Here is a 14,011-nt window from a genome sequence, read left to right on the forward strand (position 1 = left end):
GCGGCGGCCAGCCGGCCGCGAGGAAGCGGAGAGGAGCCGTCGTTCCGTGAAGCTGCGTCATGCCCTGGCCTTCGCGATCCTGCCGGTCGTCGTCGTGCTCGCCATCCTGCAAGGGGGCATGCTGCTGACGCGCAGCTATATGGATGAGGCGTCGTCGCAGGCGGGATCTGCTTTGCGTCTCGCAGTCGCCGCGCTTGGCGGTCATCTCAGCCGCTACGAGCCCCTGCCCGCGCTGATCGCCGATCACGACGACATCGAGGCGCTGCTGCAAGCCCCGAACGATCCGGCGCTGCGCCGCATCGCAAACGAATATCTGAATGAAATCAATGGCCTGCTGGAGTCCTCTGACATCTATGTGATGACGCCGGACGGCAATACGATTGCTGCCAGCAATTACGAAATGCCCGGGACGTTCGTCGGGCAGAATTTCGATTACCGCCCCTATTTTCAGGACGCCATCGCGGGCCGCCAGGCGCGGTTCTATGCGCTGGGCACGACCTCGCTGAAACGTGGTTACTACTTTTCCTCTCCCGTGGATGTCGACGGCAGGATTCTCGGCGTCATCGTGTTCAAGGTCGATATCGATTCCATCGAGAGTTCCTGGCGCGGCGGTGAATACAAGCTTTTCGTCGCGGACCCGGAAGGCATCATCTTCATGACCGGCAGCCCTGAATGGCTTTATTCCGGAATCCTGCCGCTCGATGCCGCGCGCCTTGCCCGCACCCAGGCCTCGCGGCGTTATGCCGAGGCCGAGCTTCGGCCCCTGCCCGTCGCCGAGAGTGTTTACTACGGTCAACACCTGATGCGGATTGCCGGAGAGGGCACGACGCGGGAATATCTTCGTCTGTCGCACTACATGCCCGAAGCGGACTGGACCGTGAACGTGCTGCTCGACACGGCGTCGGTTCGAACGCAGGCGCGCACCGCGCTCATCGCCATCCTGCTGTTCATCTGCCTTGCGACCCTCGGTCTTGCTGTATTGTGGCAGCGCCGCGCGCGCATCGAGGAGCGGCTACGCTTGCAGGAAGAAACGCGCAACGAGCTGGAACGTCGGGTCGACGAACGCACGGCGGACCTCGCCCGCGTCAACGAACAGATCGAGCTCGAAATTGCCGAGCGTCGCCTGACCGAACAGGAGCTGCGCAAGACCCAGGCCGATCTCATCCAGGCCGGAAAACTCGCAGGCCTCGGCCAGATGTCGGCGGCGCTTTCCCACGAATTCAACCAGCCGCTCGCCGCGGCGAAAACCTATGCGGATAGCGCCGCGCTGCTGATCGACCGTGGCCGTGTGCCCGAAGCGCAGGACAATGTCCGTCGCATCTCCAGCCTGATCGACCGCATGGCCTCGATAAGCCGGCACTTACGCAATTTTGCCCGCAAGCCGAACGAGAAGCTTGGGCCGGTCCCCCTCCCCGACGTGATCGCCGACACGCTGGAAATCGTCGCGCCACGATTGAAGGCAGCGGATGCGAAGCTCATCGTGCAGCTCAGCGAAGAGACGCTGATTGTCAAGGCTGGCCCGGTTCGCCTGCAACAGGTGCTGGTCAATATCATCAGCAACGCCGCCGATGCGGTGGAAGGGTTGGATGACCGGCGGATCATGCTGTCGGCCCGTCGTGAAGAGGATCGGGTGATCGTGGAAGTGCGGGATCATGGGCCGGGCGTGCCGGCAGCGATCGCCGAACGCATCTTCGATCCCTTCTTCACCACCAAGGGCGTGGGCAAGGGTCTCGGCTTGGGTCTCTCGATTTCCTATAATATTATCAAGGACTTCGGTGGAAACCTCTCCGTTGAGAACCATCCGGAAGGCGGCGCTGTTTTCCGCATCGTGCTCGATATAGCGGCCTCCGTGCGGGCGGCGGCGGAATGACGGGGCCGCGCATTCTGTTGATCGACGACGAGGAGGAGATGCGGCGGTCCTCTGCGCAGGCGCTGGAATTGTTCGGCCTTGAGGTCGATACCTTTGCCAGTGCCGAACCGGTGCTCGAACTCATCGGCTTTGCCTTCGACGGCGTCGTGGTCAGCGATATCCGCATGCCGGGCATGGATGGCATGACGCTGCTTCAGCGCATTCGCGATGTGGATCCGGAAGTGCCGGTCATTCTGGTGACGGGCCATGCGGATGTGCAGCTTGCGGTGAGCGCCATGCGGGCAGGCGTCTACGACTTTCTTGAAAAACCGTTCACGGCGCAACACCTCGCCGGCATCATCCGCCGCGCCATGGACCGGCGGAGCCTCGTTCTGGAAAACCGCCGTTTGCGTGCCGTCGCCGGGAAGCGAGACGATATCGAGGCGCGCTTGCCGGGCCGCACCCAGGTCATGGTGGACCTGCGCTATAGACTGCGGGCAATCGGTGCGACGGATGCCGATACGCTGATCATCGGCGAGACGGGGGCCGGCAAGGAGGTCGTGGCGCGGGCGTTGCACGATATCAGCGCGCGGGCAAACCGCCCGTTCATCGCCATCAACTGCGCAGCGCTGCCGGAAAATCTCATCGAGAGTGAACTGTTCGGCCATGAGGCGGGCGCGTTTCCGGGCGCGCTTCGGCCGCGTTACGGCAAGTTCGAACATGGCCGCGGCGGCACGATCCTGCTCGACGAAATCGGCTCGATGCCCTTTGATCTGCAAGCAAAATTTCTGCGCGTGCTGCAGGAGCGCGTCATCACCCGGCTCGGTTCCAACGAGCCCGTGCCGCTCGATGTGCGCTTCGTCGCGACCAGCAAGGTCAACCTGGAGGCGGAGGTCGCCGCCGGCCGTTTTCGCGCGGACCTGTTCTATCGGCTGAACGTCGCGACGTTGCATGTGCCGTCCTTGGCACAGCGGCGGGCGGATATTCCCCTGCTCTTCCTTCAGCTCGTGCGTGAGGCCGCGGCGCGGTATGTCCGCAACGACGTCGAAGTGCCGCCCGAGCTGATGACGGAAATTGCCGGCCGAAGCTGGCCCGGCAATGTGCGGGAGCTACGCAATTCCGCCGATCGGCTGGTGCTCGGGCTCGACACCTCGCCGGAGGATGGTTCACCGGAGACAGGCCCGCAGCGCCTTGCCGACAAGGTGGCGGCCTATGAACGGGGGCTGATTGCCACTGCTTTGGCGGCTCATGGGGGCAGTCTCAAGCCGGTTTACGAGCAACTCGGGGTGTCGCGAAAGACGCTTTACGAGAAGATGCAGAAATACGGACTCGATAAAAACATCAGCGCGACGGCCTTTCAGGACGATCTCTGATGCCTCAATGGGTGGATTTCCACCCATGGCTCGTCCGCTTTGTCCCCCATCCCACCCATACGCCGCGGTTTACCGCCGTAAACTCACCCGTATATTCCCCTCGCCGCTTGCCGACTCGGCCTGGCAAGCCCCTTCTAGGCCATCCAGAACCGACGCGGGAGGAGCCACGTCGGCTGGTCATTTCATCGGGAGGATTTGATGAAGACCTTGAAAACCCTGTTCGGCATCTCGGCTGCATTCGCCGTATCGCTGCTCGCCACCTCTGCGCTTGGCCAGACCTATCCGGAACGCACCATCACCATGGTCGTGCCCTTCGCGGCCGGCGGCCCGACCGATACGGTGACTCGCCTTGTCGCGGAAGCCATGTCGAAGGATCTCGGCCAGCAGATTGTCGTCGAGAATGTCGGCGGCGCCGGCGGTACGCTGGGTGCTGGCCGCGTGGCGAGCGCCGATGCGGATGGTTACACGCTGCTGCTCCACCATATCGGCATGGCGACCAGCGCGACGCTCTATCGCAAGCTTGCCTATGACACGCTGAACGCCTTCGAATATGTCGGGCTCGTCACCGACGTGCCGATGGCGATCGTCGCCCGCAAGGATCTGGAGCCGACCGACCTCAAGGGCCTGATCGAATATATGAAGGCCAACAAGGACACGGTGACGGTCGCCAACGCCGGCATCGGCGCGGCGTCCCATCTCTGCGGCATGATGCTGATGAGCGCCATGCAGACGCAGTTCGTTACTGTTCCCTACAAGGGCACCGGCCCGGCGATGACAGACCTGCTCGGCGGCCAGGTCGACGTGATGTGCGACCAGACCACCAACACGACGAAGCAGATCCAGGGCGGCACGATCAAGGCCTATGCCGTGACCTCGCCGGCGCGCCTCTCCAACCTGCCGGATCTTCCGACGGCGGAAGAGGCTGGCTTGGCCGGCTTCCAGGTCGGCATCTGGCACGGCATCTACGCGCCGAAGGGCACCCCGGCCGAGGTGACCGAACGTCTCTCCAAGTCGCTGCAGGGCGCGCTGAAGGACCCGAACGTTATCGCCCGCTTCGCCGAACTGGGCACGGTTCCCTCCGCCGAAGCCGACGCGACGCCGGCCGCCCTCAAGGCGAAACTCGAAGGCGAGATCGCGCGCTGGAAGCCCGTGATCGAGGCTGCCGGCCAGTACGCCGATTGAGGTTCGCGCGGATCGGATCGTGACGGCGGTCAACGCCGTCACGATCCCTGACCGCCTGCGCGGCCCATTCCGGCCGCAGGATGAGGGGGATCCCATGAAACAATTCGAGTTCGACAGCACCAATGCGATATGCGGCCTGACCTTCATCGCGCTTGGTGGCTTCTTTGTTTATCAATGCCTTAACCTTGAACTTGGCACGGCGTTCCGCATGGGGCCGGGCTATTTTCCGCTGGTTCTGGCGTCGATCCTGACGGTGCTCGGCGTCGTCGTGCTGGTGCAGGCGACGCGGGTCAAGGGCGAGCCGATGGGGCCGTTAGCCCTTCGCGGCATGCTCTTCATCCTGCCCGCCCCCGTCTTCTTCGGGCTCACGGTGCGCGGCCTCGGCTTCGTGCCGTCGCTGTTCTTCACCGCGCTTATTGCGGCCTTTGCCTCCAGCCGCATGACGCCGCTGATGGCGCTTCTGCTCGCCATCGCCATCACGGTCTTTTCCGTGGCGGTGTTCAGCTATGCCCTCGGCCTGCCGTTCGAGCGGTTCGGCCCCTGGACCCGGCTGTAGGAGGCGACGATGGATCTTATCAGCAATCTCGCCCTCGGTTTCTCGACGGCCGCATCGCCGGAGAACCTGTTCTTCTGCCTCATCGGCGTGCTGCTCGGCACGCTGATCGGCGTGCTGCCCGGCATCGGCGCCACGGCGACCATCGCCATGCTGCTGCCCATCACCTTCCAGCTCGAGCCGGTCTCCTCGCTGATCATGCTCGCCGGCATCTACTACGGCGCGCAATATGGCGGCTCGACGACGGCCATCCTCATCAACATGCCGGGTGAATCCTCGTCCGCCGTGACGGCGATCGACGGCTACCAGATGGCCCGCAAGGGCCGGGCAGGGGCCGCCCTTTCCATCGCCGCGCTCGGTTCGTTCTTCGCCGGCACGGTTTCGACCTTCCTCGTCGCGGTCTTTGCCATTCCGTTGACTGCCGTCGCGCTGGAATTCGGCGCGGCTGAATATTTCTCTCTGATGGTCGTCGGCCTCGTCTCCTCGATCGCGCTGGCGCACGGCTCCATCGTCAAGGCGCTGGCCATGGTGGCGCTCGGGCTGCTGCTCGGCCTGGTGGGCACGGATATCTATACGGGTACGCCGCGCTTCACCCTGGGCATCCGGGAATATGCGGACGGGCTCAACTTCGTGGCCGTGGCGGTCGGTGTTTTCGGCATCGCCGAAATCCTGCGCAACCTCGAAGGCGAGAAGACCCGCACGGTGTTGATGGCCAAGGTCAGCGGTCTCTGGCCGACGAAGGACGACTTCAAGCGCATGGTGGGTCCGGTGCTGCGCGGCACGGCGATCGGTTCCGCGCTCGGCATCCTGCCGGGGGGAGGGGCGATCCTTGCGGCGTTTGCCTCCTACACGGTCGAAAAACGCGTTTCCGATCACCCGGAAGAGTTCGGTCACGGCGCCATTGCCGGGGTCGCAGGACCGGAATCGGCCAACAATGCCGGTGCCCAGACCTCGTTCATCCCGCTGTTGACGCTCGGCATTCCGGCCAATCCGGTCATGGCGCTGATGGTCGGCGCGATGATCATCCAGGGCATCGTTCCCGGCCCGAACGTCGCGACGGAGCAGCCGACGCTGTTTTGGGGCATCATCGCGTCCATGTGGATCGGTAACCTGATGCTCGTGGTGCTGAACCTGCCGCTGATCGGCCTGTGGGTGAAGCTGCTGACGGTGCCCTATTACGTGCTCTTCCCGATCATCATGGCCTTCTGCTCGATCGGCGTCTACAGCGTGAACTCCAACGTCTTCGACCTCTATGCGGTCGCGATGTTCGGCCTTGGCGGCTACCTGCTGGTCAAGCTGCGCTGCGAGCCGGCGCCGCTGCTGCTCGGCTTCGTGCTCGGCCCGCTGCTGGAAGAGAACCTTCGCCGCGCCATGATCCTGTCGCGCGGTGATCCGACGACCTTCTTTACGCGCCCGATCAGCGCGGTCCTGCTGGCCATTGCGCTCGCGGTTCTCCTCGTCGTCTTCCTGCCGTCGGTCAAGGCCAAGCGTGAACAGGTTTTCCAAGAAGAAGACTAACTTAAGAAAAAACCTGCGGGGGAGGGAGGGGTGGCGCAAGCCGCCCCTCCTGCATTTTGGCGATATTGCAACGCCGCAAGATTCGGGTTACAAAAACTTGACCAAAAACAGAAGGAATAGCCGGTAGGGAAGATGACGTTCCAGCCGCGCATGCAGAACAGGATCGAAGGCTTCTCCGTCGTCGGCGACCTCAGCCGGCGGTATTGGAACGGCATCGTCGCCGATGTCTGGGATGTGGAATGCGCCGCCAATGCCGGCGGGTACTATGTCGGACGGGATCCGCGTCTCTTCATTCTGCTCGACAAGCGCGGCCCCGGCGAATCCCGCATCCGCCTGGCGCCGCGCGGCGAGGAGACGGTCGAGGACTGGCGGCATTGCCCGATCGCCTATATTCCCGCCGATTTCGAGCTCTGGGCCGATCTTGCGGACCACCAGTTCCTGCGCCATCTCGATCTGCATTTCGACGTAGAGACCATCAGCCGGCGGCTGGCGGAAGATCTGGATCCCGAGCGGCTCGCCACGCCGCAGCTGTTCTTCTCCGACAATCGCCTGCTCTCGCTGGCGCAGCTCATCGCCGCCGAATGCACCAATCCGCAGCCGCTGCACGACCTCTATGGCGACGGCCTGTCGCTGGCGCTGATCATTGACGTGATGAAGCTCGCCAAGGCGCCGAGCCGCAAGCGCAGCAAGCTTGCCGGCTGGCAACTGCGCCGCGCGACCGATTTCATTGAAGAAAACTGCTTGCGCAATATCCGGCTGGAGGAGCTTGCGAGCCTCATCGGTCTGTCGCAATCCCATTTCAGCCATGCCTTCAAGGCCTCGACCGGCGTCGCCCCTCACCAATGGCAGGTGAATGCCCGGCTCAGGCGCGCCAAGCAGTTGCTTTTGAATGGTAATCAGCCACTGACGGAAATCGCCGCCGAGACCGGTTTCGCCGACCAGGCGCATTTCACCCGGGTTTTCCGGAAGAATTTCGGCACGACGCCGGCCCATTGGCAGAAGGCGCAGCTCGCCTGAGCTCAAGCCGCCGGGCGAATATTCATTATTCGGAAAATTGCCCAAGAACGTTCTATTTTCGGGGAATGTGACAAGCCCGACCATTAAAACTGAGTTAAGCACTCATCTTATCTTTGGAAGACCGTCCAGGCGGCGGACGGGTGAGTGGGGACGCGCAGATGATGATGAAGTCGAAGAACCAGCGGCGGTTGAGGCTGGCGCTTGCTTGCGGCACGGCGGCCATTGGCCTCCTGACGCCGCTTTCCACCTTCGCACAGGACGCGGAAGGCACGACGCGGCTGGAAGAGGTCCGGGTCGAGCAGGGCGATCCGAATGCAGTCGTCGATACGGGTGTCGAACCCGTGCGCGGCGTCGTCGCGAAGACCACGCGCACCGGCACCAAGGCTGCGACGGACCTCAACGAGATCCCGCAATCGGTCTCCGTCGTGGGCCGTGAGCAGATCGACGACCAGAGCCCGCAGAAGATCGACGAGGCCCTGCGCTACGTCGCGGGCGTGAACGCCTCCACCTACGGCACGGATTCCGACACGGACTGGCTCTTCATCCGCGGCTTCCAGGCCGAGCAGACCGGCGTCTTCCTCGATGGGCTTTCGCTTTTCCAGACCGGTTTCGGCACGTTCCTCGTCGATCCCTTCTTCCTGGAGCGCATCGAAGTCATCAAGGGGCCGAGTTCCGCGCTCTATGGCGGCGCCAATCCGGGCGGTTTCGTCAACTTCGTCAGCAAACGCCCGACGGATGATCCGCTGCGCTATGTCGAAACGGGCATCAACAGCTTCGGCAACGGCTATCTCGGCCTCGATTTCAGCGACAAGCTCGGCAGCGACGACGTCCTGAAATACCGCCTGACCGGCAAGATTTCCGGCGGCGGCTGGGAGACGGACAAGTCGAACGATTTTCGCGGCACGATCGCGCCGAGCCTGACCTGGCAGCCTGACGAAGACACCAGCCTCACCATTTTCAGCTCGTACCAGCACATCGACCTGACCCACACCAGCACGGGTTTCCTGCCCTATTTCGGCACGGTCAAGGATCAGCCGGGCGTTGGACGCATCCCGACCGACCTGTTCTACGGTGACAAAAGCATCGATGAATACGATCGCCGGCAGGCCATGATCGGCTACGAGTTAGAGCATACCTTCGACAACAACTGGACGGTCCGTCAAAACCTGCGCTACGCCAGCGTCTCGCTCAAGGAAGACGCGCTGTACGCGAACGGATGGTCGCTAGCCGACCCGACGAAGCTCGCCCGTTATCGGTTCGCGCATGACACGGATGTCGGCATTTTCACGGTCGACAACCAGCTCGAAGGCGAGTTCGCGACTGGCGCACTCGACCATAATCTTCTGCTTGGGCTGGACTACCGGCGCTATTCCATCGATCAAGCGCAGGCCGTCGGCTTCGGCGACCTGGACCTCGATCCGCTGAACCCTGTTTACGGCGTCGACCCTCCGGCGCTCGCAGCGCCATACCTGGATCAGGACCTGACACGAGACCAGCTCGGCCTCTATGCGCAGGACCAGATCAAGTTCGGCGGCGGGTGGATTGCCACGCTCAACGCCCGCTACGACTTCGTGAAGACCGAGCTCGACGACAACATCAACGCGGCCAACTCGACGGAAAGCGACGAGGGCGAGTTCACCTGGCGTGCAGCGCTCGCCTATGAGCTTGCAAACGGCCTGACGCCCTATGTCAGCTATTCGACTTCGTTCAACCCGACGACCACGACGGACAATGACGGCGACCTGCTGAAGTCGGAGACGGCAAAGCAGTGGGAAGTCGGCATCAAGTATCAGCCGGACTTCATGGATGCCCTGATCACGGCCGCCTATTTCGACATCACGCGTGAAAACGTGCCGAGCACGATCACCGTCAATGGCATTCCGGAGACGGCTGCCATCGGCGAGGTGGAGGCCCGCGGCTTCGAAACCTCGATCCAGGCGAATGTGACGAATGGCCTGAAGATCATCGGCGCGCTGACCTATCTCGACCTGGAAGTCACCAAGGCGACGGGCGGCGCGTTCGACGGCACGCCGGCCGGCAACACGCCGATCCAGGTTCCGGAACTCACGGCGTCCCTCTGGGCGGATTATACCTTCCAGGACGATATGCTCCAGGGCGTCAGTGTCGCAGCGGGCGTTCGCCATATCGGCAAGTCCTGGGCGGACCGCGAGAACACGCTGCGGGTGCCCTCGGCCACGCTGGTCGATGCGGCCATCCGCTACGAGAAGGACAATTGGGGCGTCGCGCTGAATGTCTCCAACCTGCTCGACAAGGAATATGTCGCGACCTGCCAGGGCGCGAATTCCTGCGGCTATGGCGCGGGCCGCACGTTCATGCTGAAGGCAAGCACGTCGTTCTGATCCTGCCCGAAGGGCACAAGACAAAAAGCGCGCCAGGGGCTCCCTGGCGCGCTTTTATCGTTTTTGGCTTGCGTTGTAGCGTTCGCGCTGGAAAACGCGCCTAGCGCCAGCCCAGGGCCGGTGCGATGTGTTTCAGGATCGCCTCGATGACATGCGCATTATATTCGACACCCAGCTGGTTCGGCACGGTCAGGAGCAGCGTATCGGCTTCCCGGATCGCCTCGTCGGCCGCAAGCTGCTGGATCAGCTTTTCGGGCTCGTCGGCATAGGAGCGGCCGAAGATCGCCCGCGTCTGGTCGTCGATATAGCCGATCGAATCCGCCTCCTTGCCGCCGCGGCCGAAATAAGCCCGGTCGCGGTCGTCGACGAGGGCGAAAATGCTGCGGCTCACCGAGACGCGCGGCGTGCGGGCGTGGCCGGCTTCCTTCCAGGCCTCGCGATAGGCGCGGATCTGCGCCGCCTGCTGGACATGGAACGGCTCGCCCGTCTCGTCGTTCTTCAGCGTCGAGCTTTGCAGGTTCATGCCGAGTTTCGCCGCCCAGACGGCGGTGGCGTTCGAGCTCGCACCCCACCAGATGCGCTCGCGCAGACCCTCGGAGTGGGGTTCGAGACGCAGCAGGCCGGGCGGGTTGGGGAACATCGGGCGCGGGTTCGGCTGTGCAAACCCTTCGCCCTTCAGCACGTCCAGGAACACCTCGGCGTGGCGGCGGCCCATGTCGGCGTCGTTCATGCCTTCCTGCGGCTCGTAGCCGAAATAGCGCCAGCCATCGATGACCTGCTCGGGCGAGCCGCGGCTGATGCCCAGCTGCAGGCGCCCTTGCGAAATGAGGTCGGCGGAGCCGGCATCTTCCGCCATGTAGAGCGGGTTTTCGTAGCGCATGTCGATGACGGCCGTGCCGATCTCGATCTTGCTCGTCCGCGCGCCGACGGCGGCGAGCAGCGGGAAGGGCGAGGCGAGCTGGCGGGCGAAGTGATGCACCCGGAAATAGGCGCCGTCAGCACCAAGCTCTTCAGCCGCGACGGCAAGGTCGATCGACTGGAGCAGCGTATCGCCGGCCGAGCGGGTCTCGGATTGCGGGGAAGGGGTCCAATGTCCGAAGGACAGGAAACCGATTTTCTTCATGGATATGGGCCTCGACGCGGGAGCGTCCGTTGGAGAGGGTCTCACCGCCGAACATGGGATATCGAGGCAGGCTTTAAAAGGCGCGGAACGAGAACGCAGCGTTCACAGTTTGAACCCGTCCCGCGCCGGACCGTTTTAGACGCCCCTTGCGACCATCGTGTAGATCTTGCGGGTCCGCTCGTGGATCGTCCATTCGCCGCGCCAGCCGAGCGGCAGCACGAACATTTCTCCAGCCGCGATATCGCGGCTTGTGCCGTCGGCATTGTGCAGCGTCACCCGGCCCACGAGCAGGTGGCAGATTTCCGCATTTTCGCTGCGGTCCGCGGTGAAGCGGCCGGGCGTGCATTCCCAGATGCCCGTTTCCATCTTGCCGTCCGCGCTCTCCCACAGGGGCAGGGTGGCCTCCTCCTGGTTACCTTCGATGGAGGTGGGCTTCGATGCGAAAGCGCCGATGTCGAGCGCGAGCAGATCGCCGAAATTCTCAAAACTGATCATGATCTATCCTTGAAAAGGCTCAGTGGCCGGTGATGCCGTCGGCAAGGGCCGCGAGCTTGGAGGTCTTCGGCAGGCCGGCGAATTCGCGCTCGTCGGCCATGCGGTAGAGCTGGTACATGGAGTGCACGCCGAGCCAGCGGAACGGCTCCGGCTCCCATTTGCGCACCGTGCGGTTGACCCAGGGCAGGCCGGTCAGCGCCGTCTCGCGGTTGAGCACGAGGTCGGTCAGCGTGCGGCCGGCGAGGTTGGAGGAGGAAACGCCGAGGCCGACATACCCGCCGGCCCAGCCGATGCCGGTGGAGCGGTCGAAGCCCGCCGTCGTGCACCAGTCGCGCGGCACGCCGAGCACGCCGCACCAGGCATGGTCGATCTTCAGCGATTTCGTCTGCGGCAGCAGGCGCGTCAGGATGCCGTGCAGCGCGTCGATCGTCGCCTGCTGCGTCTGGCCGTTGACGTCGGTCTTCGAGCCGTAGCGGTAGGGCACGCCGCGCCCGCCCATGGTGATACGGCCCTCGCGGGTGCGCTGGGCGTAACAATAGGCATGCGCCGCATCGCCGAGCAGCTCGTGGCCGGCCCAGCCGATTTCCTTCCAAAGTGCCTCAGGCACGGGTTCGGTGACGATCTGGGCGCTGTTCAGCGCCAGCCAGGTGCGCTCATAACCCGGCAGGCCGGCGGAAAAGCCCTCCGTGGCGCGGATGATGGATTTGGCGCGCACCGTGCCGCGATCGGTGGAGACGCGGCCCTTTTCAAACGAGGTGACGCTCGTTCCCTCGTAGATCGCCACACCGAGGCTTTCGACCACCTTGGCAAGGCCACGCACCAGCTTGGCCGGCTGCACGCGGGCCATGTTTCGATAGAGCACGGCGCCCTTGACGTCGGCGATGTTGATGCGCTTGGCTGCCTCCTGCGCCGAGAGCAGTTGCAGACGCTCCGGCGGCATCTGCCAGTCGAGGGCGAACTGATACTCCTCTCGCACCCGCGCAAGCTGCGCCGCATTGGTGGCGGCGACGAGCTTGTCGACGCGGATGAGGTCGGCATCGATGCCCTCGGCCCTGGTGACGCGTTCCACCTCGTCGACCGTTCCGGCCATGGCGTTCTGCATGTCCACCACCGCGCCGCGGCTGGAGGTCTTGGCATATTTCTCCCGCGACCAGCTGAAGCCGCCGGAAAGCCATCCGCCATTGCGGCCCGAGCCGCCGAAGCCGGCGAATTCGCGCTCCAGCACGACGATGTTCAGCGTGGGATCGGCCTTCTTCAGGTAGTAGGCGGTCCACAGGCCGGTATAGCCGGCGCCGATGATGCAGACATCGGCTTCGCGGTCGCCCGGCAGGGGAGGGCGCTTTTGCGGAATGCCGCCGATATCGGCATACCAGAAGGAAATGTTGCCGTTGGTCTTGACGTCCATGGGATGTGCTTTCGGTGGGTTCAGGTCAGCGTCACGTCGGCGCTGGCATCGTCGGGAAGAAGGGTAAGGTCGGCGGGCGTGAAGGTGACGTCCACCGGGTCGCCGATCCTGAAATCGGCGCCACCAAGGGGGCTGCGCACGACGGCGGTGGTGCCGTCGGTCAGCCGCACCTCGTATTTCGAGCCGGAGCCGAGATAGATCGCCTCCTCGACCGTGCCCGAGAGCCGGTTTTCGCCGGTGACGGCGTCTGCGCCGGGGCGTTTCAGCGCCGTGCGCTCGGGTCGGAGTAGGATCACCGGTCGCGCATCGCCGGGCAGGCGGCCGTGCGCTACGACCTTGTCTTTGCCGATGGTCATCACGGTGTTGCCGTCCACGGTCTCCGTCGGGCCGCGCAAAACGGTGGATTCGCCGATGAAGCGGCCGACGAACAGCGTTGCCGGGTGGTCATAGAGTTCGCGGCCCGTGCCGATCTGCTCGATGCGGCCGCCGTTGAAGACGGCGATGCGGTCGGAGAGCACCAGCGCCTCTTCCTGGTCATGGGTGACATAGACGAAGGTGGTGCCGAGTTCGCGGTGGATGCGCTTGATTTCGAGCTGAAGCCATTCGCGCAGCTTCTTGTCGAGCGCGCCGAGCGGCTCGTCCATCAAAAGCAGCGGCGGATCGAAGACCAGGGCGCGGGCAAGCGCCACGCGCTGCTGCTGGCCGCCGGAAAGCTCGTTCGGGTAGCGATGGGCGAAATCGGTCATCTTCACCATGTCGAGCGCGCGTTTTACGCGCCGCTCGCGGTCCTCGCCCTTGATGCCGCGCAGCGTCAGCGGATAGGCGACGTTCTTGCCCACCGTCATGTGCGGAAACAGCGCGTAGTGCTGGAAGACGACGCCGATATTGCGCTTGTGCGAGGGCAAGCCGGTGACGCTCTTGCCGCCGATTTCCAGCGCGCCGGAGCTGATATCGGTAAAGCCGGCGATCAGGTTCAGCGTCGTCGTCTTGCCGGAGCCGGAAGGGCCGAGCAGCGTCATGAACTCGCCGGGGCGGATGTGCAGGTCGATATCGTTGAGGGCCGTGAAGGCGCCGTAGCGCTTGGAGGCCTTGCGGATTTCGATCGCGGCGCCGGCGGAGCGTTGGGGTGCATTCAT

11 protein-coding genes are annotated in these 14,011 nt (G+C 63.9%); 7 read left to right on the top strand and 4 right to left on the bottom strand.

The window, feature by feature from the left end; genetic code table 11:
* The first annotated feature begins 46 nt into the window (after positions 1 to 46).
* The 7 genes from GB927_RS08665 (at position 47) to GB927_RS08695 (ending at position 9,852) form a co-directional block, all read left to right on the top strand.
* Positions 47 to 1,870, top strand: coding sequence for a sensor histidine kinase (locus tag GB927_RS08665; protein WP_439655476.1), 1,824 nt, complete (start codon positions 47 to 49; stop codon positions 1,868 to 1,870).
* Positions 1,867 to 3,222 carry a sigma-54-dependent transcriptional regulator gene (locus GB927_RS08670; protein ID WP_256116317.1) on the top strand — a complete coding sequence of 452 codons (1,356 nt, stop codon included), beginning with the start codon at positions 1,867 to 1,869 and terminating at the stop codon, positions 3,220 to 3,222. The genes GB927_RS08665 and GB927_RS08670 overlap by 4 nt, the downstream gene beginning before the upstream one ends.
* A 198-nt stretch (positions 3,223 to 3,420) precedes the next feature.
* Positions 3,421 to 4,404: a tripartite tricarboxylate transporter substrate-binding protein gene (locus tag GB927_RS08675; RefSeq protein WP_256116318.1), complete on the top strand. Its 984-nt coding sequence runs from the start codon at positions 3,421 to 3,423 to the stop codon at positions 4,402 to 4,404.
* 94 nt (positions 4,405 to 4,498) lie between these two features.
* A complete protein-coding gene (locus GB927_RS08680) occupies positions 4,499 to 4,960 on the top strand; it encodes a tripartite tricarboxylate transporter TctB family protein (protein WP_256116319.1) in 462 nt (153 codons plus the stop codon).
* A gap of 9 nt (positions 4,961 to 4,969) precedes the next feature.
* On the top strand, positions 4,970 to 6,475 hold the full coding sequence (locus tag GB927_RS08685; protein WP_256116320.1) for a tripartite tricarboxylate transporter permease: 1,506 nt from the start codon (positions 4,970 to 4,972) through the stop codon (positions 6,473 to 6,475).
* A 132-nt stretch (positions 6,476 to 6,607) separates the two neighbouring features.
* Entirely contained in the window at positions 6,608 to 7,492 is an 885-nt protein-coding gene (locus tag GB927_RS08690) for a helix-turn-helix domain-containing protein (RefSeq protein WP_256116321.1), read from the top strand.
* A 164-nt stretch (positions 7,493 to 7,656) separates the two neighbouring features.
* A complete protein-coding gene (locus tag GB927_RS08695; protein WP_439655485.1) occupies positions 7,657 to 9,852 on the top strand; it encodes a TonB-dependent siderophore receptor in 2,196 nt (731 codons plus the stop codon).
* Positions 9,853 to 9,952: 100 nt separating this feature from the next.
* On the opposite strand, the gene GB927_RS08700 is transcribed toward GB927_RS08695, so the two are convergent.
* From GB927_RS08700 to GB927_RS08715, 4 genes are all read right to left on the bottom strand, one after another.
* Positions 9,953 to 10,975, bottom strand: a complete 1,023-nt coding sequence (locus tag GB927_RS08700; protein WP_256116323.1) for an LLM class flavin-dependent oxidoreductase — start codon at positions 10,973 to 10,975, stop codon at positions 9,953 to 9,955.
* 135 nt (positions 10,976 to 11,110) lie between these two features.
* A complete protein-coding gene (locus GB927_RS08705) occupies positions 11,111 to 11,470 on the bottom strand; it encodes a cupin domain-containing protein (protein WP_256116324.1) in 360 nt (119 codons plus the stop codon).
* A gap of 19 nt (positions 11,471 to 11,489) precedes the next feature.
* Complete coding sequence (locus GB927_RS08710) at positions 11,490 to 12,875, bottom strand: NAD(P)/FAD-dependent oxidoreductase (RefSeq protein WP_256116325.1); 1,386 nt, start codon at positions 12,873 to 12,875, stop codon at positions 11,490 to 11,492.
* A gap of 20 nt (positions 12,876 to 12,895) precedes the next feature.
* Positions 12,896 to 14,011: an ABC transporter ATP-binding protein gene (locus tag GB927_RS08715; protein ID WP_256116326.1), complete on the bottom strand. Its 1,116-nt coding sequence runs from the start codon at positions 14,009 to 14,011 to the stop codon at positions 12,896 to 12,898.

Origin of the sequence: Shinella lacus (assembly GCF_010994755.1) — a bacterium.
GTDB classification, from domain to species: Bacteria; Pseudomonadota; Alphaproteobacteria; order Rhizobiales; family Rhizobiaceae; genus Shinella; species Shinella lacus.

What these genes read in the sequence shown, in the direction of transcription:
- GB927_RS08695 (WP_439655485.1), top strand. Translation starts at nt 7,657, where the DNA reads ATGAAGTCGAAGAACCAGCGGCGGTTGAGGCTGGCGCTTGCTTGCGGC.
- GB927_RS08715 (WP_256116326.1), bottom strand. Translation starts at nt 14,011, where the DNA reads ATGAATGCACCCCAACGCTCCGCCGGCGCCGCGATCGAAATCCGCAAG.
- GB927_RS08685 (WP_256116320.1), top strand. Translation starts at nt 4,970, where the DNA reads ATGGATCTTATCAGCAATCTCGCCCTCGGTTTCTCGACGGCCGCATCG.
- GB927_RS08705 (WP_256116324.1), bottom strand. Translation starts at nt 11,470, where the DNA reads ATGATCAGTTTTGAGAATTTCGGCGATCTGCTCGCGCTCGACATCGGC.
- GB927_RS08670 (WP_256116317.1), top strand. Translation starts at nt 1,867, where the DNA reads ATGACGGGGCCGCGCATTCTGTTGATCGACGACGAGGAGGAGATGCGG.
- GB927_RS08710 (WP_256116325.1), bottom strand. Translation starts at nt 12,875, where the DNA reads ATGGACGTCAAGACCAACGGCAACATTTCCTTCTGGTATGCCGATATC.
- GB927_RS08700 (WP_256116323.1), bottom strand. Translation starts at nt 10,975, where the DNA reads ATGAAGAAAATCGGTTTCCTGTCCTTCGGACATTGGACCCCTTCCCCG.
- GB927_RS08675 (WP_256116318.1), top strand. Translation starts at nt 3,421, where the DNA reads ATGAAGACCTTGAAAACCCTGTTCGGCATCTCGGCTGCATTCGCCGTA.
- GB927_RS08680 (WP_256116319.1), top strand. Translation starts at nt 4,499, where the DNA reads ATGAAACAATTCGAGTTCGACAGCACCAATGCGATATGCGGCCTGACC.
- GB927_RS08690 (WP_256116321.1), top strand. Translation starts at nt 6,608, where the DNA reads ATGACGTTCCAGCCGCGCATGCAGAACAGGATCGAAGGCTTCTCCGTC.